The following is a 16,136-nucleotide window of genomic DNA, read 5'->3' on the forward strand; positions in this document are numbered from 1 at the left end:
GCCAGGAGGGGGGGCGCACCTTTGTCACCATGACGTTGGGCTAGCCGCAATCACACAACGATTTCGCCCTTGACGCTTTGCCTCATATAAGGCGCCATCGGCAAGTTGGATCACCTGGCGCAAATCGGCTGAGGCACCTTGCACCAGACAGCCGCCCAAGCTGATCGTGACCCTCCCCACCGGGTCGAACGTGAATTGTTCGATGGCGCACCTGAGCTTTTCCGCAACGGCCAGCAATTCCTCGGCGGTTTTGACGGAGTACAGCAACACCACAAACTCCTCGCCGCCGTAACGCGCCACGAAGTCAGTGGCACGCAAGGAGCCGACAAGCTGCTCAGCGACCGCTACGAGGACGCTGTCCCCAATCTGGTGGCCATATTGGTCGTTGACGCGTTTGAACAAGTCGGTATCGATGACGAGCAGGCCGTACGCTACACCGGTGCGGGCCGACAGCGCATGCACCTCGGTCAACTTCTGGTCGAACGCGCGCCGATTCGCGACCCGGGTCAGGCCGTCCGTCATCGCCTGTCGGGTCAATGCTTCGTTGGCGAGGGCCAGTGCCCTGGTCCGTTCATGGACACGCTGCTCGAGCAGCTCGTTTGCTTCGAGCAAATCGCGCCGGCTTGCCGTCAGATTGACCGATGCGGCCTGGATCGCATCTGCCAAGCGCTGCAATTCCGGCGGCAGATGCGCTGCGATCATCACGTGGGCGTTCTCGCCACCCAGGCGGTCCACCGCCGTGGCCAGTATCGCAATGGGCGTATTCAGATATGAGGCAATCCAATAGGCCAGCCAGGCTGCCAGCAAGGCCACAATGAAGGTAATGGCGGCCATCTCCTTCACAAATGCACGCAAGGGGGCATAGGCCACATCCACTGGCTGGCGGAGCACGATGCGCCAGCCCAGGTGCTGGTTTTCCGATTCGCGCAAGGCGGCCTGGCCCGTCACATAGCGTTTGCCATCGGCCCACATGAGTTCGCCTACACTGTTGCTGATGTTAGCCTGCAGCCGCAACGAGGTCGCTCCAGTCTCGGCAAACGGATACAAGGTCACACCGTGTCGGTCCATGATGTAAATCCGCAATTGGCGTGATTCGGCGTCAGCCTGCAAGATCGATTCAGCCAGGCGCGTTATCCAGCTCCAATGCACGTGCGCGCACAGCACGCCTCTGATTGCTCCGGTGGTATCCCGCACCGGGGCGGCGATGTCGATGAAGCGCAACGGTTCGCTTTCCTGATTTCGGGGCATCAGGCGACTCAACAAGACCGCTTCATGCACATCACCGATCCAGGTCGACGTCTTACCGAACTTGAACCAATCATGCTGCGAGACGTCTTTTCCCACCAACATTTGCCGCGTCGCAGCCAGCACGTGTCCATCTGTCGACGCCACGCCCAGCCAAGCGTATTCCATTTTCAGCGCGCGCTTGGCATCTAGTCTTTCCTGCAGGTCGGGCTCGGGTGCGCCGTTCAGCAACATGTCCGGCATGCGTGACAGATCGGTGATTTCCGAGCTCCGATCACGCAATCCTTCTGCGATCAATTCCGACGCCGCATGCACACGCGCTTGTAGTTCGTCGCGGACCTGTGACTCCAGCAGATGGATCGTCCATGAGCCCCAGGCGACGCTCGCGACCAGCAAAACAAGGAAGGTCAGCAAGCCAAAGGCACAGGCCATTCGGGCGCGGAAACTGAGGTGCTTGAACAACTTTGCTGATCGCATCTATTTATCTCGCGGCAGGCCCAAGTGCGCCCGGACGTTACCCCTGACGCGGTCGCGGTGGGGGGACAGAAATTCACGCATCATGCTCGGTCGAGGTCCAGAAAAGGGGCGTGAGGGCCGGCTTACCGAACAGGTAACCCTGGAAGGCGTCGCACCCTAATTGGGCCAGGAATGCAAATTGCGCCGGGGTTTCGACACCCTCCGCCACAACCCGCAGGCCCAGCGTGGCGGCCAGCGCCAGGATGGTGCGTGCGATGGCTGCATCATGGCTGTCGGTGTCGACATGGGTGACGAAGCTGCGGTCGATCTTGAGCTGGTATAGCGGCAGGCGGCGCAGGTAGCTGAGGGAGGAGTAGCCGGTGCCGAAGTCGTCCAGCGAGAAGCGCACGCCCAGCGTACGCAGCGCGTGCATCTTGCCCACGGTTTCCTCGAGGTCGGCGTGGAACATGCTTTCGGTCAGTTCCAGCCGCAACAAGCCGGGATTGGCGCCCGTTTCGTCCAGCACGGCCTTGACCTGTTCGACAAAGCCGGCATCGCGCATCTGGCGCGCGCTGACGTTGACGGCCACGGTGAGTCCGGCGCGCGCAGGATCGTGTCGCCAGTCGGCCAGCTGGAGGCAAGCCTGCCGCAAAACCCAATGGCCGATGGACAGGATCAGTCCCGATTGCTCGGCCAGCGGAATGAATTCCACCGGCGATACCATGCCCTTGTCTGGATGCTGCCAGCGGATCAGGGCTTCATAGCCGCGCAGCTCGCGCGCCGTACCCACCACCGGCTGATAGAACAGGCGCAGCTCATCGCGCTGCTGCGCTACCCGCAGGTCGGCCAGCAGGCGCGCGGTGGCCAGGATCTGTTCCTGCAGCGCGGGGGCGAACACATGGACCCGGTTCTTGCCCTGCGCCTTGGCCCGATACAGCGCCATGTCGGCTTGCTTGAGCAGTTCTTCCTCGCCCACGCCGCCCTGGTCGAACATGACCAGTCCGATGCTGCAGGAAGAATCGACGCGCAAGTCGTTGAAGTAGAACGGCACCGCCAGCACATCGCGGATACTGCCGGCCAGATCCTCGGCCAGGCGGCAGGCGGTGTCGTGGTCATGGCCAAGCTCCGGCAGGACCAGGATGAACTCATCGCCGCCCATGCGCGCCACCGTATCGCCCTTGCGCACACGTGACTGCAGGCGTCGCGCCACCTGGCGCAATAGCTCGTCGCCCTGTTCATGGCCAAGGGTGTCGTTAATGCCCTTGAAATCATCCAGGTCCAACGACAGCAAGGCGCCATACTGGCCGCTGCGCTCACCCTGTGCCAGCACCATCTTCAGCCGGTCGATCAGCAGCAGGCGGTTGGGCAGACTGGTCAGCGTATCGTAGAAGGCCAGGCGCTGAACCGCCTGTTCGGCATGCTTGCGCTCTGTGATATCGGCGCGAATCGCAATGTACTGGTTCGGAATGCCGTCGGCGCCGATGAAGGGCACGATGGTGCTGTACACCCAGTACAAGCTGCCATCCTTGGCGCGGTTGCAGATTTCTCCGCTCCATACCTTGCCGGAACCGATGGTGCGCCACAGGTCCTGGAAGAAGGCGCGCGGATGATGGCCTGAATTGACCACACTATGCGTGCGGCCAAGCAGTTCGCTGCGGGCGTACTTTGAGATCGTGCAGAACTTGTCGTTGACATGGATGATCACGCCCTGCGCATCGGTGACGGCGACAATGGCGTGGGCATCCAGCGCGTCCTTCAGCTTGGACAGTTCTTCCATCGATTCCAGCATGCGGCGGCGCGCGATCTCGCGCTCGGTGGTGTCGGCAAAGATGGCCAGCACGCCATCCAGCGCGCCGTCCGTGCCGCGCTCGGGAACCACGGTGGCTGTGACGTGGCGTTGCGCTCCGTACACATCGGTAAAGGCGAAATCAGCCTCGGTATGCTGGCCGGCCATGGCGCGCGCCATCAGTGGCTCGACTTTGCCACGCCACTCGGTCGGTACTGCGTAGCGCCATGGCAGGCCCGATAACGCGCCATCCTTGCGCCCCATCCGGCGCGCAAAGGGCGGGTTGGCATAGCGGCAGTGCTGACTGGCGTCCAGTGCAACAATTTCCACGGGGACGTTGCGCAGTACGCGCTGCAATTCAAGCTGCTGTTCCTGCAACTGGCGCGACGACCGTTCCAGCAGGCGATGCGGCCGTTCTACGCTGGCGTAAAAGGTGGCCCGGTAAATGAAGCCGTAGGCAACGGTTTTGAACAGGTGGCCGAATACATTGAGGAAGTCCGAGGTGGCCACGTAGTTGGTGAAGGCCAGCTCGCCGATTCCCATGATGAAGGTGGAGGCGGCCAACCACAGGAAGCGGCCCTCCGGATCCTGCTTTCGCTGCAGGAAAAACCAGCAGGCCGCCGCCAGGTTGCTGGCGCAAAGCAGGTATTCCAGCCGGGCCTTGAGCGGACTGACGCCGTGGCCGGGGATGAACAAGGTGGGGAACCAATCGAGGTGAAAGGTGCCCAGCCAGCCGTAGCTGATCACGCCGGCGATAGCTGCCGCCAGCCAGGCCGCGCGCCCGCCCGGCAGGCGGGCGCCGGCGGCCACCAGCACGATGGTCATCAGTTCAGCAACGCGCCCGCCTAGCCAGAAAAAGATAGCCTTGCCGGTACTGGCATCGCTGAACAGCGATGGCATGTACTCGAAGCTGAGGGCATGCAGCACATCCAGGCCCGCCACTAGCGTAAAACCTGCCAGCAGCGCCTTGGTGCTGCTATCGTTGCCATGGCGCAGCGTGTGCCAGGCCAGCGACACCACCATGATGGAGACGACCACCGAGAACAGTTCCAGCAACAGGTGAACGGAAGCGTGATCAGCCGGTCGTCCGGCAAACAATGTCAGTGGCGGCAAACTCATGGCAGAGGCCATGACCAGCGCGGCGACCGTGCAGGTGAGTAGGGTGCGCTGGACGCTCCACTCCAGCGCCTTCCAAGGGTTGGGCATATAGGCTTTCAGCGGCTCAGGCATCGATGAGGAGGTTTCCTCTGGTGGCGACAAAGGGGCGGGAGGTCACCATCAGTACTGCTCCCAAACGCCACCATTGCCGCTAGAGAGCGCAACAGCCTTCCTGGCCGACAAAGACGGTGTCGGTAACTGCGCATGTGCCGTTGCCACTGCGCGCAGTGCTGGCTTTGTCGGCAGGCTTGTTGCCATTCCCGGTTGCATGCTGTCGAGCTTGAACACACTGACCACTTGCGACAGACTGACGGCTTGGTCCTGCAAGGCTTGCGCGGCGGCTGACGCTTCCTCTACCAGTGCAGCGTTCGATTGCGTTACGTTATCCATTTCCACGACCGCTTGATTGATCTGCGCAATTCCTGAACTTTGCTCCGCACTGGCCGCCGTGATCTCGCTCATGATGTCAGTTACGCGTTGGATACTGGTAACAATTTCTTCCATCGTTGCCCCAGCCTCGTTAACCAAACCGCTGCCGGCGTTGACCTGATCTACCGAGTCTTCAATCAAGGATTTGATTTCCTTCGCGGCAGCCGCAGAGCGTTGGGCCAAATTGCGCACTTCCGACGCCACGACTGCAAAGCCACGGCCTTGTTCGCCAGCGCGAGCCGCTTCCACTGCCGCATTGAGAGCGAGGATGTTGGTCTGGAACGCGATGCCGTCAATCACGCCGATAATGTCCGCGATTTTTCTGGATGAGGAATTGATCGCGTCCATCATCGCAACCACTTGCGATATAACTTGCCCGCCTTTACCCGCAACATCCGAGGCCATCTGCGCTAGCCCATTTGCCTGGCGTGCGTTGTCGGCATTTTGCTGAACTGTTGAAGTCAGTTCTTCCATGGAGGATGCCGTCTCTTCGAGCGAACTGGCCTGCTGTTCGGTGCGAGCAGACAGGTCGAGGTTCCCTGCGGCGATCTGTGTCGCAGCGCCAGTGATGGTTTCGGTACCGGCTCGCACGTTACCAACGATGCTGACCAAGTTCTCGTTCATATTTTTCAATGCCAGTAGCAACTGGCCGGTCTCATCCTTTGATCTGACGTCAATCCGGCTCCTGAGGTCACCGCCTGCGACGGCATTGGCGAGCTGCACGGCGGAGTCCAGGGGACGGGTGATCGAGCGAGTGATCCAACGCGCAAAGCCCGACCCAATGATCACAGCCAACACGCTGATTACGACCATCATCGTTTGGCCGGAACGAATGCTTGCCTTGGTCGCGGCGCCTGCTTGATTGACGAGTTCTTTTTGGATAGACAGCAATTTGTCCAAGGGGGCTTGGGTATCGTCCAGCGCCGGCAGCGTTTCATCGAGAGCGATCTGCCGGGCCTCCTCGTGTTGTCCCTCCTTCACCAGGTTACCCACCTTGGTGAACGAAGCAACATAGGCAGCTCTTTTTTCCTTGAAGTCCCGCAGTGCTTGCCGGGCGTCGTCACGGCGGATTAACTTTTCCAGCGTCTCAATCGCCTCAACAATGATCTTTTTATTCGACTCGATTTTTGCAAACGTAAAGTCGATCTTCGCTTGGTCGGTCAGCAGCACCAATTCCATCGTGCGGCGTGCATTGGCGCGCATCGTCGAATTGATGGTCACCACCGCGTCGGCCTTCACCCAGTCCTGATCAATCATCGTCCCGGTATCTCTGCCTATGGACGCAAAGCGCGAAATGCCGACGGCGGACAGGGACATCAACAAGACGAGAATAAGACCAAAGCCTATGGCAAGGCGATTTCCAATTTTCAGGTTCGATATATTCATTCGCAAATATTTTTTAGAGAAAGAAGATCAGTGCAAAAAGCGTGTGGCAATGGCAAGTTGGTCATACAATTTTCCATGCGGAAATTTTTGAATCGTGACTTATCGCATTCGCTACACCTATGGCTGCATAGACGGTGGTTGTTATCTAAGTGTTCGCGCGCTCAGCGGGGAAAATGATGGACAGCACAAGCTCGGACTTGCAGAGGCTGCTGGCGGACGACTGCTAGGTCCAGGAATTTGAGTCAGGTGTTGCAGCAGATTTGGCTTGCTCGGGGCGTCCTTTGTACCGGCTCGCCATTATATTGATTCCGCTGTTTTACGAATCCATAGTTGTGGACAATCTGCTAGACTGAACCGATGCCGCTATTTGATCCTTACATCCCCGTCCGTTATGTTCGCGCCCTGACGGGCTTGATCGAGTCGGTTGCGCCCGGCGACTTGGCCGCCATTCTGAAGGGCGCTGCCTTATGTGCGGCGGACATGGATGAAAGCAGCCAGCATCTCACCATCCAGCAAGTGGACCGGTTGATCCAGGTCGCCATGCAAGTGCTGGAGCGCGAGGATATCGGTTTCGAGTGGGGGATGCTGCTTGGCCTGGACTCTCATGGCGCGCTCTCGCCCATGTTCCGCAATGCCCGCACGTTGGGCGAGCTACTCCATGTCGCAGCGTTCTACCATCATCTGGTCACGCCTGTTTTTCGCGCGCGCATGCAGCGCGGAGAGTTGCAAAGCGAATATATCGTGCACCCGGCAGCAGGCATGTCGGCGGGCACGTTATACCAGTTGATGGAAACGCAGGCGGTATCGCTGTTCCTTGGCATCTCATCGGTGCTTGGCTATGTATCCGATGTCAAGATCCATGTGTCGATGCGGCGTCCTGCACATATCGCCCGCTACCATGCGCTGTCCAGGGAGTCGTTCCATTTCCATGTGGGCGGCGTGCCCAAGGTGCGGGTGGTCGTGCCGACCAGCTTGCTAGACAGGCCGCTGAGGCAAAGCCGCATGGCGGCGCCTGTTGACAGAACAGGCTTGGTCGCGGCCGTCCAGCAGGTCCGGCCAACGCGTGAAATCGGCGGATGGATCAAATTGCTGTTGAGCGAAGTGGAGGGCGCCCAGCTTACCCGTGCCGATTTTGCTGCCATGTTGAATGTCTGTCCGCGTACGGTGACGCGGATGCTGGCATCGGAAGGGATTAACTTGCGCCAATTAGCAAATGATATACGGTATCGGCGTGCTGCCCACCTGCTGGACACGACGGCACAGCCGGTCGAAGCCATTGCCGCTCGCTTAGGTTATGGCAGTTCCAGTGCGTTTATAGGCGCGTTCCAGAAAGTGGCGGGGGTCACCCCTGGCGAGTTTCGCATGCAAATGGGCAAACGATCATCCTTTGACCAAAGCTAGTGGTGGCGATTCGTTCGCTTGTGCGGCCCAGCGGAGTACAGAAGGACAGACCGGACACGAGGACTGCGGCCTGAGAAAACAAAAAACGCCGATCGGCAGGGATCGGCGTTTCGTCAAGAGTGCCTGGTCGACTGCGGCTGAATCGAATCATCGGCACTTCCGGATTAACGGAGCTTGCTCATGCGGTCGTATTAATTATTGTTCCGACGGGACCTGAGGTGGCTTTTGGCGGTTCGATCGCTGGTGCCTTGGTCCCGTCATTGTCGCCATCAGCGTCGGTGCCCACTGGTTTTGCTTGTGGGGTCACCACCGGGGGAACGTAGGGGGTTGAGGTTGCACTTCCGATCGGCGTACTCATGCTCTGCTCCAGGTTTGAGTTTGTTAGGGACTTCATCAGAAGTAACGGTCGCAAACTGCAGAACATTAATTGAGCGTGGCGGGGCCACGATTGACTTAAGCGATGGGATCGACTCTGCCGTGTGGCCCAACGGTAAATGAACCGGCAATAGACCGGGCACAAGGACTTCGCGTGCCAGAAACAAAAACGCCGATCTGCATGGATCGGCGTTTCGTCAAGGATGTTCTTGGTGGCCCGGGGCGGAATCGAACCACCGACACAAGGATTTTCAGTCCTCTGCTCTACCAACTGAGCTACCAGGCCAAGGACCGCAATTATAGCAGGCTCAAGAGAATTGACAAGGCCGGCGGCGAAAAAGATTTTCCGGCCGGTCGCGGCGGCGGGCATTTGCCATATCAACATCATGGCAGGCGCAGCAATTGCCGCACGCCACAAACGCTATAATGAATGCCCCGATCAACCACCCATCCACTCCCACCATGCGGCGCGACCTTCACAGTGATATTTGTATCGTAGGCGATGGCGCCATCGCCAAGACGACGGCGCTGGCCTTCGCCCAGGCCGGGCAGAGCGTGACGATGCTCACGCCGGCGGCCGCGCCCAAGGCTCCTGCCGCCGGCGATCCGGGCTGGGACGTGCGGGTGTTCGCCCTCAACCACACGGCCCATAAGTTGCTGTCCTCGCTCAAGGTGTGGGGCGCGCTCGATGCGGCCCGGGTGGCGCCGGTGGACGCCATGCTGGTCAACGGCGACGGCGACCACGCGGGCAACCTCGGTTTCGACGCCTACGGCGCCCACACGGGCACGCTGGCCTGGATCGTCGAGGACCGCAACCTGAACCAGGCGCTGGACGCGGCCCTGCGCTTCGCCCAGAACGTGACCATGGTGGCCGGCCACGCCACGGCCCTGCTGCGCGACGACGACGGCGCCACCGTGCAACTGGCCGACGGTGCTTCCATCCGCGCCGCGCTGGTGGTGGGGGCGGACGGCGCCCAGTCCTGGGTGCGCGGCCAGTGCGACATCGGCCTTGATTACCGTTCCTATGGCCAGCGCGGCGTGGTCAGCAACTTCCATTGCGAGAAGCCGCACCTGGGCGCGGCCCACCAGTGGTTCACGGGCGCCGACGGCATCGTGGCGCTGCTGCCGCTGCCGGGGAACATGGTGTCGCTGGTCTGGTCGGCGCCCGATGCGCTGGCCGATACGCTGTGCCGCGAGGGCGCCGATGCGCTGGCGGCCCGGCTGGCCGTCTACGCCCGCGACAAGCTGGGCACGCTCACGCCGTTGCGCCCGGAGCTGGTGCGCGACTTCCCGCTGCGGCTGATGCGCCCGCACAGCATGGTGGCGCCGCGCGTGGCGCTGGTGGGCGATGCGGCCCACGTGGTCCATCCGCTGGCCGGCCATGGCATGAACCTCGGTTTCGCCGACGTGGCGCAGCTGGTGGCCACCATCAACGCCCGCGAGCCGCAGCGCGCCATCGGCGACGAGCGGGTGCTGGCGCGCTACGCCCGCGCGCGCAAGGAAGACGTGCTGCTGATGCAGGTCACCACCGATGGCCTGGCGCGCCTGTTCGGCGCGGATCTGGAGCCGTTGCGCGTGGTGCGCAATTTCGGATTAAACTTGCTGGATAAATTGCCCGTGCTCAAGCGCCGCCTGATTTCCCACGCCTTGGGCAATCAGCAAGGTTGACAGCCTGTCAGGGCAGGGGCTGGCGCGCCGCCGCGGGCGGCGCCTGTGATGTCGTTTTCGGAGATGGTATGAGAAAGAGCAAGTTTGCACTGCTGTTGTTGTCGGCCCTGATGGCCTCCTGCGTGGGCGCCGAGACGCCGACCGAGGCAGGCATCAAGAAACTGATCGAGCCGCGCCTGGGCGGCGGCGCCAAGGTCGATTCGGTCAAGGAGACCCCATACAGCGGATTGTATGAAGTGCGCATGGGCGGCGACATCCTGTACACGGACAAGACGGCCACCTACCTGTTCTCCGGCCATATCTACAACGCCAAGACCTCGGTCGACCTGACCCGCGAGCGGCTCGAAGAAATCAACCGCATCAAGTTCTCCGACCTGCCGCTGGACAAGGCCGTCAAGCTGGTCAAGGGCGACGGCAAGCGCGTGATCGCCGTGTTCGAGGACCCCAACTGCGGCTACTGCAAGCGCTTCCGCCAGAACACCATCAAGGCGATGGACAACATCACCGTCTACACCTTCATGTACAACATCCTGGCCGAGGATTCGTTCACCAAGTCCAAGAACATCTGGTGCTCGGCCGACCGCAACAAGGCCTGGGATGACTGGATGGTGTCGGGCAAGGCCGCGCCGGCAGCACCAGCCGCCTGCAGCACGCCCAACGACGCCGTGCTGGAACTGGGCCACAAACTCAATGTGACGGGTACCCCGGCCATCTTCTTCACCGACGGCAGCCGCGTGCCCGGCGCCATCGACGCCCGCTCGCTGGAAGCGAAGCTGTCGTCGATCAAGTAAGCGCGGTAAAAGCAAGCGTAGTAAGATCGGCAATTGTGGCGGCCGGCCCGGTCTGGCCGCTGCATCCGCCGGTTATGCATCCGGACGGGAAAGCCGTCCGCAGCCTCACGGCGCCCGTGCATCGCGGCGCCGGTTTCGTCTTTGCCTGTCCCTTTGTACACTCGCTGCGCCAAAAGGAGCCTTAGATGATTTCATTGAATATCAACGGAAAAGACATGCAGGTGGACGCCGATCCGTCCACACCCATCCTGTGGGCGCTGCGTGACAACCTCAATCTCACCGGCACCAAATTTGGCTGCGGCGCGGCGCTGTGCGGCGCCTGCACCGTCCATCTGGGCGGCCAGCCGGTGCGTTCCTGCGTCACCCCGATCTCGGCGGCCGTGGGGCAGAAGATCGTCACCATCGAGGCCATGGAGTCGGACAAGGTGGGCAAGGCGGTGCAGGAGGCGTGGGTGCGGCACGACGTGCCCCAGTGCGGCTACTGCCAGAGCGGCCAGGTGATGAGCGCCACCGCCCTGCTGCGCGCCAACAAGGCGCCCAGCGACGCCGACATCGACAACGCCATGAGCGGCAACATCTGCCGCTGCGGCACCTATCAACGCATCCGCGCCGCCATCAAGGACGCCGCCAAAACCCTCGCCTGAAGGAGAACGTCATGCGTATCGAATGGCTTAACCAGGACACGATGCAAGCGGCGGTACCCGGTGCGGGAGAGGGCATTGGCGAGGGTATGACCCGGCGTGGTTTCATCAAGGCCGGCGCGGTGGCCGGCGGCGGCCTGGTGCTGGGCTTCTTCGTGCCCGGCGCGAACCGCTTCGCCAACGCCCAGGCGCAGCAGGCCAAGACCTATGAACCGAACGCCTTCCTCCACATCGCACCCGACAACAGCGTGACGGTGCAGGTCAACCGGCTCGAATTCGGCCAGGGCGTGCAGACGGCGCTGCCGATGCTGATCGCCGAGGAGCTGGACGCCGACTGGTCGCTGGTGCGCAGCGAGCTGGCGCCGGCCGGCGAACAGTACAAGGACCCCGCGTTCGGCATCCAGATGACGGGCGGCTCCGGTTCCGTCGCCCACTCGTTTACCCAGTACCGTGAAATCGGCGCCCGCGCCCGCGCCATGTTGGTGGCGGCGGCGGCCGAGCAGTGGAAGGTGTCGCCGGCCCAGGTCAAGGCGGCCAACGGCATGCTGACCGGGCCCGCCGGCCAGAAGGCCAGCTACGGCGCCATGGCCGATGCAGCCATGAAGCAGCCGGTGCCAGCCACCGTCACGCTGAAAGACCCCAAACAGTTCCGCCTGATCGGCAAGCCCGTCAAGCGGCTCGATGCGCGCGCCAAGTCCAGCGGCCACCAGCAGTTTGGCATCGACTTCAAGCCGCCGGGCGCCAAGGTGGCGCTGATCGCCCACCCGCCCGTGTTCGGCGCCAAGGTGGCCAAGTTCGACGCCACCCGCGCCAAGTCCATCAAGGGCGTGGTGGCCGTGCTGGAAGTGCCGACCGACCGTGGCGGCAGCGGCGTGGCCGTGATCGCGGACGGCTACTGGCCGGCCAAGCAGGGCCGCGACGCGCTGCAGGTTGATTGGGACACCAGCGCCGTCGAAAAGATCAGCAGCGACAAGCAACTGGCCGACTACAAGGCGCTGGCGCAAACGCCGGGCACCGTCGCCAAGCAGGCCGACACCTCGCGCCTGGCCGCCGCGCCGAAGAAAATCACGGCCGTCTATGAATTCCCCTACCTGGCGCATGCGCCCATGGAACCGCTCAACTGCGTGGTGGACTTGCGCGCCGACGGCTGCGAAGTGTGGGCTGGCAGCCAGTTCCAGACCATCGACCAGGGGGCGATCGCCAAAACGGCCGGTTTCAAGCCCGAGCAGGTGGCACTGCACACGATGATGGCCGGCGGCGGTTTCGGCCGGCGCGCCGTGCCCACTTCCGACTATCTGGTGGAGGCGGTCAACGTGGCCAAGGCTTACCGGGCGGCCGGCAAGTCCGGCCCCGTCAAGGTGATCTGGAGCCGCGAGGACGACATTCGTGGCGGCTACTACCGCCCGGCCCATGTGCACCGCGCGGAACTGGGGCTGGACGAGAAGGGCAGGATCGTGGCCTGGAACCACACCATCGTGGGCCAGTCCATCATCAGCGGCACGCCGTTCGAACCGATGATGGTCAAGAACGGGGTGGATGCCACCATGATCGAGGGCATGGGCGAGCCGTATGAAGTGCCGCTCAACCTGTCCGTACATAACGTGAAGGCCAACGTGCCCGTGCTGTGGTGGCGCTCCGTCGGCTCCACCCACACGGCGTTCGTGATGGAGACGCTGATCGACGAAGCGGCCCACGCGGCCAATATGGACCCGGTGGCCTACCGCAAGCAGCTGCTGGGCGAGAAGCACAAACGCCACTTGGCCGCGCTGGAGCTGGCCGTGGCCAAGTCGGGCTATGGCAAGAAGGCGCTGCCCAAGGGACAGGCCTGGGGCGTGGCCATGCACGAGTCGTTCAATTCTGTGATCGCCTACGTGGTCACGGCCTCCGTCAAGGATGGTGTGCCGCACCTGCACCACGTCACGGCCGGCGTGCACTGCAACCTGGCCGTCAACCCGATGACCATCGAGGCCCAGGTCCAAGGCGCGGCGCTGATGGGACTGGGCATGACGCTGCCCGGCGCTGCCATCACGCTCAAGGACGGCGTGGTGGAACAGCAGAACTTCAGCGACTACACGGTGGCGCGCATGCCCGACATGCCGGTGATCGACGTGCATATCGTGCCGTCGGCCGAACCGCCGACGGGCATGGGCGAGCCGGGCCTGCCGCCGCTGGCGCCGGCCTTCGCCAACGCCGTGTTCAAGCTGACGGGCAAGCGGCTGCGCAAGCTGCCGTTCGACCTGGCTTCGGCCAGCGCCTGAGCCGGTGAGTCTGACCGGCGTGCTGCTGGCGGCCGGGCGGGGCCGCCGTTTCGACCCGTCCGGCCAGCGCAGCAAGCTGCTGCAGCCGCTGGCCGGCGGCGGCACCGTGGCCGAGGCCAGCGCCCGCACCCTGCTGGCCGCGCTGCCGCGCGTGGTGGCCGTGGTGCGGCCCGGTGACGATGCCCTGGCCGCCGCGCTGGGCGCCCTCGGTTGCGAGGTGTGCGTGTGCCCGGATGCCGATCTGGGCATGGCGGCCTCACTGGTCCATGCGATAGACTACGCCCGTGGCGCCGCCGGCTGGCTGATCGCGCTGGCCGACATGCCCTTTGTGCAAGGGGCCACCATCGCCAGCCTGACGGCGGCAGTGCACAACGTGGAGCACGGGGCCGGTATCGCAGTGCCCATGTACCAGGGCCGGCGCGGCAATCCCGTCGCCTTTGGCCATGCCTACCTGCCGCCGCTGCTGGCGCTGGAAGGCGACCAGGGCGCGCGCGCCCTCCTGCGCGCGCATCCCGTGTGTGAAGTGGCGGTGGACGACAGCGGCGTACTGCGCGATATCGACACCCCGGACGACCTGGCGCCGCCACAAGCGGCGCCGGAACCAGAACAGCTATAGGAAAACAATGAAGAAAGCACAGAACAAGAAGAGCCCCGCCAACGCCTACGCCATCGTGGCCAAGGATTTGCCGGGCCACCTGTTCCAGGTCACGCTGGCCGTGAGCGCGCCCGCGCCGGACGGCCAGGTGCTGGCGCTGCCGGCCTGGATTCCGGGCAGCTACATGATCCGCGAATTCGCCCGCAACATCATCCAGATCCGCGCCGAATCGAACGGCAAGGACGTGCCGCTCACCAAGCTCGATAAGCACACCTGGCAGGCCGCGCCCGTGTCCGGCCCGCTGATGGTGCACTATGAAGTCTACGCATGGGACTTGTCCGTGCGCGCCGCACACCTGGACCAGACCCACGGCTTCTTCAACGGCACCAGCGTGTTCCTGCGCGTGGTGGGGCAGGAGCACGCCACCCACACGGTCGAGATCCAGCGTCCGGCCGACCCGGCCGCCGCCAGCTGGCGCGTGGCCACGGCGCTGCCGGAACTGAAGGCCAAGCGTTATGGCTTCGGCAGCTACGTGGCGGCCAATTACGATGAACTGATCGACCACCCGGTCGAGATGGGCGACTTCGCGCTGGCCACCTTCAAGGCCCACGGCGTGCCGCACGATATCGTCGTCACGGGCCGGGTGCCCAACCTGGACATGGCGCGCCTGTGCCGCGACCTGAAGTCCATCTGCGAAACCCAGATCGCCTTCTTCGAGCCGAAAACCAAGCGCGCGCCGATGGACCGCTACGTGTTCCTCACCATGGCCGTGGGCGATGGCTACGGCGGCCTGGAACACCGCGCCTCCACGGCCCTGATCTGCGCCCGCGCCGACCTGCCCAGCACGGCCGCGCCGCAGACCAAGGACCTCCCGGACGGCTACCTGCAATTCCTCGGCCTGTGCAGCCATGAGTATTTCCATACCTGGAACGTCAAGCGCATCAAGCCGGCCGCCTTCGCACCGTACGACCTGCAGGTGGAGAACCATTCTCCGCTGCTGTGGCTGTTCGAAGGCTTCACCAGCTATTACGATGATCTGATGCTGGTGCGCGCGGGCCTGATCGGCGAGCCGGCCTATTTCAAACTGCTGGGCAAAACGGTGGCCAGCGTGTTGCGCGGCAGCGGCCGTACCAAGCAAAGCGTGGCCGAGTCGAGCTTCGACGCCTGGACCAAGTACTACCGCCAGGATGAAAACGCGCCCAACGCCATCGTCAGCTACTACACCAAGGGTTCGCTGGTGGCGCTGGCGCTGGACCTGACCATCCGCGCCAAGACGGCCGGCGCCCGCACGCTGGACGACGTGATGCTGGCCCTGTGGCAGCGCTACGGCCACGATTTTTACCCGGACGGCGGCCGCGGCGTCACGCCAGCGGAGGTGGAAGCCCTGTTCGACGAGATCAGCGGCCTGCGCCTGAAATCGTTCTTCGACAAATACGTGCGCGGCACGGCCGATCTGCCGCTGGCCAAGCTGCTGGCGCCGGTGGGTATCAAGCTGGCTGACGAGCGCAAGTCGGCCAAACCAAGCCTGGACGTCAATCCCGGCCGCGACGGCAACGACTGCAAGCTGTCGGCCGTGCACGAAGGCGGGGCCGCGCACCGGGCCGGCCTGTCGGCGGGCGACGTGCTGGTGGCGGTCGATGGCCTGCGCGCCACCCACGCCAACCTCGATGGGCTGCTGGCGCGCTACGCCGTGGGCGCCACCGTGGAAGTGCATGCCTTCCGGCGCGACGAATTGATGGCGTTCCAGGTCACGCTGCAAGGCGACCGCGCACCCGGCATCACGCTCACGCTGGATGCTGCCGGCGGCAAGCGCGGCGCGGCCCTGCGCCCCAGCGCCGTACGCTGAACGCTGAACATTGCGCGGGACGGCGCGGCCGTGCGGGCCGCGCCGATTTCTGGCATTTTGGGGCCCAGGTGAGAATTCGTCATATTTGCCTGGCGAGTTCT

Annotated in this window: 10 protein-coding genes and 1 tRNA gene; 7 read left to right on the forward strand and 4 right to left on the reverse strand. The window is 63.3% G+C overall.

All coding sequences use genetic code 11. The features are described 5' to 3' along the window. Positions 1-24: 24 nt before the first annotated feature. The 3 genes from H3H37_RS22650 to H3H37_RS22660 all read right to left on the reverse strand — a co-directional run bounded on the left by H3H37_RS22650 (position 25) and on the right by H3H37_RS22660 (position 6,460). A complete protein-coding gene (locus H3H37_RS22650; RefSeq protein ID WP_182166789.1) occupies positions 25-1,707 on the reverse strand; it encodes a sensor domain-containing diguanylate cyclase in 1,683 nt (560 codons plus the stop codon). An 88-nt stretch (positions 1,708-1,795) separates the two neighbouring features. Next, complete coding sequence (locus H3H37_RS22655) at positions 1,796-4,717, reverse strand: bifunctional diguanylate cyclase/phosphodiesterase (protein ID WP_220456536.1); 2,922 nt, start codon at positions 4,715-4,717, stop codon at positions 1,796-1,798. Positions 4,718-4,765: 48 nt separating this feature from the next. Further along, complete coding sequence (locus H3H37_RS22660) at positions 4,766-6,460, reverse strand: methyl-accepting chemotaxis protein (RefSeq protein WP_182166790.1); 1,695 nt, start codon at positions 6,458-6,460, stop codon at positions 4,766-4,768. A gap of 357 nt (positions 6,461-6,817) precedes the next feature. Between H3H37_RS22660 and H3H37_RS22665 the strand changes: the two genes are divergently transcribed. Continuing rightward, entirely contained in the window at positions 6,818-7,861 is a 1,044-nt protein-coding gene (locus H3H37_RS22665) for a helix-turn-helix transcriptional regulator (protein WP_182166791.1), read from the forward strand. Between the two features lie 585 nt (positions 7,862-8,446). Here the strand turns inward: H3H37_RS22665 and H3H37_RS22670 are convergent. Then, positions 8,447-8,522, reverse strand: a tRNA-Phe gene (locus tag H3H37_RS22670). Between the two features lie 140 nt (positions 8,523-8,662). On the opposite strand from H3H37_RS22670, the gene H3H37_RS22675 reads away from it, so the two are divergent. From H3H37_RS22675 to H3H37_RS22700, 6 genes are all read left to right on the forward strand, one after another. Then, positions 8,663-9,904, forward strand: coding sequence for an FAD-dependent monooxygenase (locus H3H37_RS22675; protein ID WP_229218985.1), 1,242 nt, complete (start codon positions 8,663-8,665; stop codon positions 9,902-9,904). A 68-nt stretch (positions 9,905-9,972) separates the two neighbouring features. Further along, the gene (locus tag H3H37_RS22680; protein WP_182166792.1) at positions 9,973-10,695 is read left to right on the forward strand and encodes a DsbC family protein; all 723 of its coding nucleotides are present in this window, start codon (positions 9,973-9,975) and stop codon (positions 10,693-10,695) included. A 185-nt stretch (positions 10,696-10,880) separates the two neighbouring features. Then, positions 10,881-11,339, forward strand: coding sequence for a (2Fe-2S)-binding protein (locus H3H37_RS22685; protein ID WP_182166793.1), 459 nt, complete (start codon positions 10,881-10,883; stop codon positions 11,337-11,339). An 11-nt stretch (positions 11,340-11,350) separates the two neighbouring features. Beyond that, positions 11,351-13,594 carry a xanthine dehydrogenase family protein molybdopterin-binding subunit gene (locus H3H37_RS22690; RefSeq protein ID WP_182166794.1) on the forward strand — a complete coding sequence of 748 codons (2,244 nt, stop codon included), beginning with the start codon at positions 11,351-11,353 and terminating at the stop codon, positions 13,592-13,594. Positions 13,595-13,598: 4 nt separating this feature from the next. After that, the gene (locus H3H37_RS22695) at positions 13,599-14,210 is read left to right on the forward strand and encodes a nucleotidyltransferase family protein (protein ID WP_182166795.1); all 612 of its coding nucleotides are present in this window, start codon (positions 13,599-13,601) and stop codon (positions 14,208-14,210) included. A gap of 7 nt (positions 14,211-14,217) precedes the next feature. Further along, positions 14,218-16,035 (forward strand): M61 family metallopeptidase, encoded by a 1,818-nt coding sequence (locus H3H37_RS22700; RefSeq protein WP_182166796.1) that lies wholly within the window; start codon positions 14,218-14,220, stop codon positions 16,033-16,035. Positions 16,036-16,136: the final 101 nt, after the last annotated feature.

It is taken from the genome of Rugamonas brunnea (genome assembly GCF_014042345.1).
Classification (GTDB): Bacteria; Pseudomonadota; Gammaproteobacteria; order Burkholderiales; family Burkholderiaceae_D; genus Rugamonas; species Rugamonas brunnea.